We start from the raw sequence: 10,311 nt of genomic DNA, 5'->3' as shown, positions 1-10,311 counted from the left end.
ACCATGAGGGTCATATCATCGAATTGCGGCTGGCCGCTTGCAAAGGTATCAACAGCCTTTTCGATATTTTCTACTATATCTCTTGCAGGGTTTCTGCCTTTATTTTTTAAAACATCTATCATTCTATCCAAACCAAATTCGTCTTCTTGAGGATTTATAGCCTCAGTAATCCCATCTGTATAAAGTACAAGCAAGTCATCTTTCTGCATATCAATAGAATCTTCCTCAAACTCAATCCCATCCATTACACCGATTGCTGTCCCCTCCATTTCGATATATCTGTATTCACCTCTATTGACATTATAGAGGAGGGGGGGGTTATGCCCTGCATTTGAATATACCAATCTCCTCTCTTTAGTATCAAGGATGCCATAAAAGAGTGTTACAAACATATTGCTCGTATGTATCTCAGAGATGAGGGCATTTGCCATCCTCAGAACCTCTGCTGCTGAATCATTGTCTTTTGCAACTGCACGCATGACTGTACGGCAAACCGCCATAAAGATAGCGGCTGGCATACCTTTATCAGAGACATCAGCCATAACAAGCCCCCACTTACCTGCATGGAGGGGAATAAAATCATAGAAGTCACCACCTACAATCTTTGCCGATACATTTATAGCACCAAAGTCATATCCGGTAACAGATGGGACAGTATCTGGTAGTATGCTTTTCTGTATCTTGTGTGCAATCAGTAGTTCCTCCTCAAGTTTCTTCTTTGCTATCAGATCCTTATGCATGATTGCATTCTCTATTGCTATCACTGCGTGATCTGATAAGGCATAGAGAAATTCTTCATCATCAGGGATAAAATCACCATGTTTTTTATTCAAGACCTGCATCACACCAACAGCTTTGTCTTCCTTGTTTATCATTGGAATACACAGAACAGACTTTGTCCTGTAGTTACTCTTTTTATCAAACTCCCTGTTAAAAAATGGGAGTTCATAGGCATCTTTTACATTAAGTGTTTTAAGATTTGTAGCCACATGCCCTGCTATACCCTGATTGAGAGGTAAGCGGATCTCTATCTGGTCAAGACCCTGTGCTACTATTGACCAGAGTTCACCCTTTTCTTTATCTATAAGGTAAAGTGTGCTCCTGTCTGCATCGAGGAGCTCTGTGGTAAGGTTCATTATACGGGAGAGAATCTCGGCAAGGTCAAGGGAGGAATTGATAATCTTACTTGCGCTGGCAAGGGACTCGAGTTGTTCAATCCGTTTCAGTGGATCTGTATATATTTTTCTTTCGACAGACATCTTTAAAAACTTTTGACCGCATCGTCTATTGTATCGTATATATTAAAAAATTTAAGAAAACCAGCGACCTTGAACACAGTGGATACCGAAGGCTGCATGGCAACGAGTTTAAGGTCTCCATTATGTTTGCGAACCTCTTTGAGTGCTGATATGAATGCCCTGAGCCCGGCACTGCTTATGTATGATACATCTGCGAGGTCAGCTATGAGTTTGAATTCACCCATACTGATTACCGTCTCCATCTCTTTTTCTACCATCGGAACAGTAAAAGAATCTATCCTCCCCTTTATCTCGAGGATATTTATCTCGTCTGTCCGTTTAACCTCTATTTCCATAAGACCTCCTTATCATACTTCATGGTTTTTGAAGGTATTTAATCATTGTCAGTTCATTTCCCTCTTTAAGTTCAGTATTATACCAGACTTTATCCATAAAAACACCCATAAAATAACGCCCTAGACCTCCTATCCTGATATCTCCAAGTTCAGCCTCAGGGTCAGGGGGTGTCACAGGTGGAGGCGAAAAGTGTTTTGCATCGTCTTTTATCACTATCTTTATACCATTTTCGAGGCGTTCACATATAACCTGATAATATCTTTCCGGGGCAAAATTATACCCATGTTCTATCACATTTGAGCATGCCTCATCAACAGACAATTTGATTCTATCTATTTGTTCTTCAGAAAAGCCGATCTTCCTTGAAAACTCTTCAACCCTCTCTACTGTTTCCCCCAGTGCTTCAGGCGACCCAGAAACCTTTAGTTGGAGTCTTTGTCCAGTTTCTTCTAATACCTCCATTCCGCTCATAAGTCATCGAGGGATGTCACCTTCTTGCTGAACATCCCCTGCACCCTCAGGGTTATAAGTTCAAATACGTCTCTTATGTCGTCAATCAGACAGTATATGGTAGGTATGAAAACTAGCGTTAGCATTGTAGAAAGGCTCAACCCAAATATTACAACTACAGCCAACGGCTGATAAAGTTCTGCACCAGGACCAAGACCGAGGGAGAGAGGAAGCATACCGAGAACAGTGGTTAATGTGGTCATAAAAATTGGTTTACTTCTTAATTTCCCGGCAAGGAGTATTGCGTCATTTCTGTCCATTCCCCTGCTTCTAAGGATGTTTATGAAGTCTATAAGAATGATGGCGTTATTCACCACTATTCCTGCTAACATGATAAATCCAATTAGTGCTGTAATGCTCATCTTCAGTCCGAATACAAAAAGCCCTATGAATACCCCTATTACAGAAAGTGGAACCGAAAACATAATGGTAAATGGGTGTATCAACGATTCGAACTGTGCAGCCATTATCATATAAACAAGCAGGATAGCTATAATCAAAGCAAAATACAGTTCCCTGGTGGATTCTTGCATCGCACTCCCCATACCACCAATCTTTATACTATATCCTTCAGGGAGTTTGTATTTGTCAAGGGCGCCTGTCTTTGAGCCATTCTTGAGCCGTTCTATGACCGTTCCGAGTGTTTCGCCCTCTGCAATAGTAGCATATACAGATACAAGCCTCTGATTTTCCTGTCTATCTATACTTGAAGGACCAAATTCCCTTTTGATATTAGCTATCGAACCTAAAGGTACCTGGACACCAAGAGGTGATGTAATATTAACCTTCTTTAGATCTTCAACTGTTGTATATTCGAGTCTCTTGGATTTTACAAGGATGTCTGTCTGTTTCTCTGCCTCTCTAATAGAAGTTGCGACTTCTCCAGAAAGACTCAACTGCACAGCATCAGCTATCCTTTCCGCAGTCAACCCGATATCTGCAGCCCTTGTCCTGTTTATTTCAATAATTACCTCAGGACTCCTGCCTCCAATGCTTATATCTGTTTCAACGATACCCTTTACCTTTGTGGTGATTTCCTTTATTTCTCTGCCGATTCTTTCAAGCATTACCAAGTCTGAACCACCTATTTCGATGGTGATGTCCCCCTTCCTCGAGCCACCCTCAAGTGCCTTAATAGGAGATATATCATTCACCTTTATGGTTGCTGCTGGTATCTTTTCCTCAAGTGGTTTCCTTAACCGTTCTATAAATCCTTTTGTCTCAACATTCGTATTCAACTTCATAAGAAGTCTTCCATAAGCTGGAGTAACCTGTGTTGCTACCGTTTCAATGTCTCCTCTCTCTTTAAGTATTCTCTCAGCAATACCCACGATTCTGTCAGTCTCTGCAAGCGAAATACCTTTTGGTAACTCCATGATAACCTCAAATTCCTTCTGTTTCCCTTCGGGGAAAAATTCTGCACCTGGTTTAAGCAGAAAACTCAGTCCGAAGGCTACTGTAACACATACAATGAGTGTAACTCTTCTCCTCCAATTAGTAATAAAGAAGTTAAGTATCCTCATATATAATGTAAGATAAGTGCCACCGATAAATTTATCCAGCACCTTACTACTTATATCTTTTATCCTAACTACGATCTTATTTCCACCTTCCTTAAGAGACTCTTTTACATCAGCACTCTTTAAAAGACGTGCTGCAAGCATTGGTGTTAACGTCATCGCCACAATAAAGGAAAAACTAAGGGCAAATACTATAGTGTAAGAGAGGTCTTTAAATATCTGACCGCTAAGCCCTTTTACCTGTGTGAGTGGAATAAAGACCGCAAGGGTTGTGAGTGTGGAAGCGAGTACAGCACCACCAACCTCCTGTGTAGCGGTAATCGCTGCCTGAAATGGTTTTCTCCCCTCATGTATATGCCTGTATATATTCTCGAGTACTACGACAGCGTTATCAACAACCATCCCGGTAGCAAGTGTAAGTCCTGCCAATGAAAATATATTAAGTCCCATGCCTACTACAGGGAAACAGAGGAATGATGCAATAATAGAGACAGGTAGTGAAAGGGCAATTACTATGGTCGTTCTAATGCTCCTTAAGAATACAAAAAGGACAAGTACTGTAAGTTGAATAGCATCAATAGCGCCACCTTTTACCATCTCAAGAGATTCCTTTATGTAATCAGCCTGATCAAAGGAGGTCTCTACCCGCACATTCTGGTGTTTCTTTGAAATCTTGGCACGATTCTCAGCTACAGCATCGGATACTTTTACTGAATTGCCTTTTGGCTCTTTAAATATAGATATCTCGACACTTTCGTTTATCTCTTTTTCTGCTTGTTTTTGGGGATTAGTCTTTTCTTTCTTTGCTATCCCTTCAGCAAACACAGAAGCCATGAGACGTGCCATATTTCTTTTTTCTTTGTATGATTCTCTTACATTTGAAATGTCTTTAAGATGAATTGGAATTCCTTTCTTTACCGCTATAACTATGCCTTCTATATCGCTTATGCTTCTAAATTCACCAACTGTGCGAACCATAAATTCTGTAATACCGCTTTCCATCCTTCCACCACGCTGACTTATGTTCTCCTCTTTTAATCTATCAACAACCTCTTTTATGGATATACCGTATGCCTTTAATCTTGCATTATCTATCTCAACATGTATCTCTTTCTCAACACCTCCCGTTACCTTTACCGATGCAACTCCTATAAGTCTTTCGAGTGATGGTTTTAACTCTTCTTCTGCAAAAGAGCGAAGTTGTTCAGAAGTCATTTTACCCGTAACATTCAATACAACAATAGGCTGGGCTGATGGATCAAACTTTTCAACAACTGGGTCATCTACTCCCTTTGGTAGCGAGCCTTTGATCTGGTCGATTTTTTCCCTCACATCCATTGCGGCGAAGTCCATATTTACACCCCAATCAAAGGTGAGGACAACACTTGAGTAGCCTTCGCCGGATGTCGAACTTATCCTCCGCACATTCTTTACTGTGCTCAGTCCTTCCTCTATCTTTTTTGTTACCTGCTTTTCTATCTCACCTGGAGTTGCACCTGAATATCCGGTATAAACCCTTAATGTAGGCTTACTTATGTCTGGAAACAGGTCTATCGGAAGTTTCGTCAGTGCAAGAGCACCGATAAACATCAATACCAGCATCAGCATTACGGTTGTAACAGGGCGTTTTACAAAAAAGACGGTATTCAAATCTTTCCTCCTTCAGCCCGTAAGATAGATTTTATCTAACGGCCTTAAATAAACTCCTCAACAGGAGTGATTATTGCCTTAAAACCACTTTTCTCAATGGTTGATTTCTTGAGTGCGGACAACGATTTCTTAAGAGATTCTGCGGTATTGTCATCAACGACTACTATGACCATGCTGTTTATTCCGGGACCTATAGGGTTATTAAGTTTTGCACCTGAACTCCCAACACCTCTCACATCTTCTATCTTCGTGTATTTCTCTACATTTGCTCTTTTTAATATAACCATCATCTGATTATCTATCTCAGAGTCATATATAATGGTTACCATTTTCATATATAATACCTCCTACATTACTGTCCAAAATACGAGATTGCTTCACTCCGTTCGCAATGACAGATTTAGAAATGATGACTTTTTCTGTCATTTTGGAGGCTGTTGCCGAACCCTTTGAGCGACATAGAGAATTTTTGGTAACAAATCCTGGCGAAGTGGAAGATAAGCAATTTCAACTGTTTGAGCCTGGAGGGCGAGTTTTGAAATTGCCTGTAACGAGCCATCGATTTGTCAAAAATTCTCTCCAGAAAGCGAAAAGGATTGTTCGGCAACATGCTCTTTTTATCTCCTAATTCATTATAGTCCTTCAATTTTATCCTTGAATGGGAATAACAACTGCTGCACCCTCAGGGCAATAGCACCACTGTAATCTTTAAGGTCATCGAAGAGCGTGTATATTGTAGGGATTATAAAGAGTGTAAACATTGTTGAGAATGCAAGCCCGAATATAACCACCACAGCCATGGCACTATAAAGCTCTGCCCCAGGTCCTATACCGAGTGCCATAGGTGTCATACCGAGTATAGTAGCCAGTGCGGTTATAAAGATCGGTCTGATGCGGAGTTTACATGCCTGCATAATCGCCTCATCCCTGTCTATGCCCCGTTTTCTGAGGATGCTTATATATTCAATTAGTATGATGCCATTTCTTACAACAATGCCTCCGAGCAGTATCACTCCAACCATTGCAGCAATGCTCATTTTCTCATTTGCAACATTGAGTCCCAGTGATATTCCTATGAATGAAAGCGGCAGTGTGAACATAATTATAAAAGGATTCAGAAACGATTCAAACTGTGCGGCTATAATCATATACACAAGTATCACTGAGATTATCAGTGCAATGCCAAGTTGCAGGAATGATTCTTCCATATCCTTTGCTGTTCCTTTAAATGTTATAAGATCCCTAGGATAATCAATCGCACCAATAACCTTTTTCTGTATGTCTTCTATAACCTCGCTCAGTGAATACTCAAGTTTCACATTCGAGGTAACAGATACAATCCTGTGAAGGTCCTGCCGTTCTATCTTAACCTTGCCCCTCCCCATATATATCTTGGCAACATCCCTGAGAAAGAACTTTCTGCCAGTCGGTGAAAGTATGGATAACTTTTCAAAGTCTGATATACTTTTTTTATCTATACCTGCACTGCTAACTCTAATATCAACCTCCTTATCACCCTGTCCGAGTGTAGTGCTTACTACTCCATGAACATTAGCGGCGATCAGCAGGGCGATATCCCGTGTATTCAGCCCGAGTCTGCTTATCTTATCTCTATCGAGTTCCACCTGTATCTCTGGTGCACCCTGTGCAATAGATGTTGAGACATCAAAAACAGCATCTATACCTTTCTCTTTCATGCCTCCTGATATCTGTCCTGCGACATCCTCTATCTTTTCAATCTCCGTGCCTCCTACCCTTATATCAATAGGTGTCCCAACCTGTCCTGCTCGGGTAACTTTTGATATCTTATTTACGGTTATCTCTGCACCTGGTATCTTTGATACCCCCTTTCGCCAGTCATCTACTATAGTGTCAACAACTGTTAATTCCTTCTCTTTATACATGTTTAACTGAATGTTTATCTCAGCATCTTCTGGCTTTACCTCCGATGCGATAGTGTCCTTCTCGAGTTCAACCTTTTTCCCACGCTCTTTCTCACGAACCTTTTCGAGTTCAGACCTTCTTTTCTCAAGGTCTTTCAGCACAATGGATTCTATCTGTCTTACTATTGTGTCTGTTGTCTGTATAGAACTTCCAAGAGGCATTTTTACCTTGACGGCAACCTCTCGTACATTTCCTGATGGGAGAAATATCCTTCCGGGAAGAAATAGGAGGCTAATAAGACATGCAGACATCACAATACCTACAATAACCAAACGCTTCACCCAGTAACCCATTAAAAGACCGAGTAGAAATCCATAGGTATTCACGATGATGTTGCCGATAGCCTTCAGGGGTTTATCAAAAAGGTTATTGAAGAGTTTACTTAAAATAGATGGGCTTTCACTTTTCTCGCCTTCTGGTTTGAGTATCCTCGATGCAAGCATAGGTGTGATCGTGAAGGAGACTATCATAGAGAAGAAGAGGGAAAAGATAACTGTCCATGCAAGGTCTGAAAAGAGCTGGCTCGCAAGCCCACTCATAAATGTTATTGGTAAGAATACTGCAAGGCTTGTAAGGGTAGATGAAATAACGCTGGAACTTACCTCTACGGCACCTGAAACCGTAGCATCCGAAGGTTTATAACCTCTTCCAAGGAATCTATAGATATTCTCAACAATAACCGTAGAATCGTCAACAAGCATACCAACACCGAGTGAAAGCCCTGCAAGTGAAAGGACATTCCTCGTTATACCGAGTGCATGCATGCCTATGAATGTCGCAATTACAGATATTGGAATAGCAAGGGCAATCACCACTGTACTTCTAATATTCCTGAGGAATACAAATATCACAAGGACAGCAAGCATACCACCGAACTGGATGTCATGGATCACCATGTCCTGTGATTCCTGAATGAATTTTGAATCATCCTGGGATATTGCGTATGTCATCCCCTCTGGATATTCCTTCTGGAGACGGGAAAGTTCTTCTTTAACATTTTTAATGACTTTAAGGGTATTTGCATCACTTTCCTTCTTTATAAGAATACCTACAGATTCATAACCGTTTAGTCGTGAGTATGTCCTCTGCTCAGCAAATGTATCTTTAATCACCGCTACATCCCTGAGGTAAATTGGCACCTTATCACCTCTCAGAGCAACAATTATCTTATCAAGGTCGGATATGTTTTTAAATTCACCAACAGTCCTTATCAAAAGTTCTCTTCTTCCCTCTTCTATGCGTCCACCCTGGCTGTTAAGGTTTTCTTTCTTCAATGCATGTATGACATGCATAATAGTAATGTAATATGCATCGAGTTTTTTCTGATCAACCTCTATTTTTATTTCACGCTCGAGTCCACCAATGATTGTTACAGAGCCAACACCTCCAAGTCGTTCAAGTCTTGGTTTTATGTTATGCTCAACATGGTCCCTGAGTTTATCGAGTGACATCTTTCCTGATATATCGTATCTGAATATCGGCTGGTCCGCTGGATTCCATCGCCAGACATAAGGGTCTTTGACATCCTGTGGCAGTTTCGCTGAGTTCAACTTTTCCTTTACCTTCATCGAGGCAAAGTTCATATCGGTTCCCCAGTCGAACTCGAGTTGTATAAGGGAGAGTTCCTCTTCCGTCTTTGATGTTATAGACTTTATACCTTCTGTTGTATTTAATACCTCTTCAAGAGGTATGCTTACCTTCTCCTCCACTTCCTGAGGAGAAGCACCTGGAAACTGTGTTACTACTATTAAGGATGGGAGAGAGATCTTTGGTAGTAAATCAACATTTATCTGCATGAATGCAAGCACTCCCATCAAAAGGAGGGCAACTATAAACATGATGGTTGCTATAGGTCTGTTGACGGCTGTTTTGACTATATTCATAAATTATAAAAACTCATTATTTCTTTGTCACTATCGAAACTTTATCTTTATCCTTCAGGTTCTGATGTCCCTGAACAATAACCTGTTCTCCCATCTTTAAGTCTTCATTCAGTAATTCGACAAATTTATTATCTTTCAAGCCTGTCTTAACCTTTATGAGATTTGCCTCGTTCGCCCTGACCACAAAGATTACCTCGCTTCCCTCTCTCTCTATCACTGCATCTATAGGGACTACACGGGCCTTTGGCTTTTCACCAACTACTATAGTAACCCTTGCAAACATACCGGGATGTAAAAGCATCTGTGGATTGTCAATCTCTATCTTTGTCTTGAATGTGCGACTCAGGGGGTCAGCGAGCGGTGCTATATTCACAACCTTCCCTGAAAAGACTTTACCCGTATAGGCATCTGATATAACCTGGCACCATTGTCCTTCCCGTATCTTATATACCTCGTTCTCCGGTATATCTGATTCCACATTTACCTTAGAGGTGTTCATTATATTGACAATGGGCATCCCCGCACCTACCACCTCACCTTTATCAAAAAGTTTTGCACCTATTACCCCTGTTATCGGGGCGGTAACCCTTGCGTGTGCCATCTGCTGTTCTGCAAGTTCATATTGTGCCTTAGCCTGTTTGTAACGGTCTTCAGCAATGTCTCTTTCACCTTTAGTAATCGCCCCTGCCTCAAAGAGCCTCTTTTTTCTCTGGTAATCACTCTCGGCAAGTGCAAGGCGGTCTTTTGCAGCATCATATTGTATCTGGAATTCTGTGCTTTTTATCTCTGCTATCACATCGCCTGCCTTCACAATACTTCCTTCTCTGACATGCATCATTTCTATCCTGCCTGATACGCTCGCACCAACATTCGCCTTACCACTCGGTGCTATCGTGCCAAGGGTATAGACAATATCCTGCATCTTATGGATTGTAATCTGTCCAACCTCAACAGGTATTGCCTTCACCACAGTCTCTTTGGATAGTGAAGCCTTTTTTTCATCTTCTTTTTTTGCGCATGATACAAAAACTAAAAAAACAACTATCGTAGAGATAAAGACTATTGACCTTTGCATATCCTCCTCCTCAAAAACAATTACCAATTATCAATTATTAATTGTCAATTGTTCATTGTTAATTATTCTTTCCCCACATCTCTTTTTAACTTCGCCCTTACTACCTGATAATCATACAGGGCAGAGAAATAGTC

Annotated in this window: 8 protein-coding genes; 1 reads left to right on the top strand and 7 read right to left on the bottom strand. The window is 40.9% G+C overall.

All coding sequences use genetic code 11. The features are described 5' to 3' along the window. From AB1488_07990 to AB1488_07970, 5 genes are all read right to left on the bottom strand, one after another. On the bottom strand, positions 1-1,259 hold a 1,259-nt coding region (locus AB1488_07990), incomplete at its 3' end, for a GAF domain-containing SpoIIE family protein phosphatase (GenBank protein MEW6410037.1). Positions 1,260-1,261: 2 nt separating this feature from the next. Then, entirely contained in the window at positions 1,262-1,594 is a 333-nt protein-coding gene (locus tag AB1488_07985) for an STAS domain-containing protein (GenBank protein MEW6410036.1), read from the bottom strand. 19 nt (positions 1,595-1,613) lie between these two features. Then, the gene (locus AB1488_07980) at positions 1,614-2,066 is read right to left on the bottom strand and encodes an ATP-binding protein (protein ID MEW6410035.1); all 453 of its coding nucleotides are present in this window, start codon (positions 2,064-2,066) and stop codon (positions 1,614-1,616) included. Further along, complete coding sequence (locus AB1488_07975; GenBank protein ID MEW6410034.1) at positions 2,063-5,275, bottom strand: efflux RND transporter permease subunit; 3,213 nt, start codon at positions 5,273-5,275, stop codon at positions 2,063-2,065. Before AB1488_07975 ends, AB1488_07980 begins: the two co-directional genes overlap by 4 nt. A gap of 44 nt (positions 5,276-5,319) precedes the next feature. Beyond that, complete coding sequence (locus AB1488_07970; protein MEW6410033.1) at positions 5,320-5,610, bottom strand: PG0541 family transporter-associated protein; 291 nt, start codon at positions 5,608-5,610, stop codon at positions 5,320-5,322. Positions 5,611-5,666: 56 nt separating this feature from the next. On the opposite strand from AB1488_07970, the gene AB1488_07965 reads away from it, so the two are divergent. Then, positions 5,667-5,903 carry a hypothetical protein gene (locus AB1488_07965; protein MEW6410032.1) on the top strand — a complete coding sequence of 79 codons (237 nt, stop codon included), beginning with the start codon at positions 5,667-5,669 and terminating at the stop codon, positions 5,901-5,903. Positions 5,904-5,907: 4 nt separating this feature from the next. On the opposite strand, the gene AB1488_07960 is transcribed toward AB1488_07965, so the two are convergent. Continuing rightward, complete coding sequence (locus AB1488_07960; GenBank protein MEW6410031.1) at positions 5,908-9,102, bottom strand: efflux RND transporter permease subunit; 3,195 nt, start codon at positions 9,100-9,102, stop codon at positions 5,908-5,910. 16 nt (positions 9,103-9,118) lie between these two features. Next, a complete protein-coding gene (locus AB1488_07955; protein MEW6410030.1) occupies positions 9,119-10,177 on the bottom strand; it encodes an efflux RND transporter periplasmic adaptor subunit in 1,059 nt (352 codons plus the stop codon). Positions 10,178-10,311 lie beyond the last annotated feature (134 nt).

The sequence above is a fragment of the Nitrospirota bacterium genome (genome assembly GCA_040756155.1).
In the GTDB taxonomy this organism is placed as follows: Bacteria; Nitrospirota; Thermodesulfovibrionia; order JACRGW01; family JBFLZU01; genus JBFLZU01.
Note: the sequence above shows the minus strand (reverse complement) of the source record. Positions and strands in the feature narration are given on the sequence as shown.

Bases quoted from the DNA above. Each gene is read 5' to 3' on its own strand.
- AB1488_07960 (MEW6410031.1), bottom strand. From the start codon at position 9,102: ATGAATATAGTCAAAACAGCCGTCAACAGACCTATAGCAACCATCATG.
- AB1488_07965 (MEW6410032.1), top strand. From the start codon at position 5,667: ATGACAGATTTAGAAATGATGACTTTTTCTGTCATTTTGGAGGCTGTT.
- AB1488_07955 (MEW6410030.1), bottom strand. From the start codon at position 10,177: ATGCAAAGGTCAATAGTCTTTATCTCTACGATAGTTGTTTTTTTAGTT.
- AB1488_07970 (MEW6410033.1), bottom strand. From the start codon at position 5,610: ATGAAAATGGTAACCATTATATATGACTCTGAGATAGATAATCAGATG.
- AB1488_07985 (MEW6410036.1), bottom strand. From the start codon at position 1,594: ATGGAAATAGAGGTTAAACGGACAGACGAGATAAATATCCTCGAGATA.
- AB1488_07980 (MEW6410035.1), bottom strand. From the start codon at position 2,066: ATGAGCGGAATGGAGGTATTAGAAGAAACTGGACAAAGACTCCAACTA.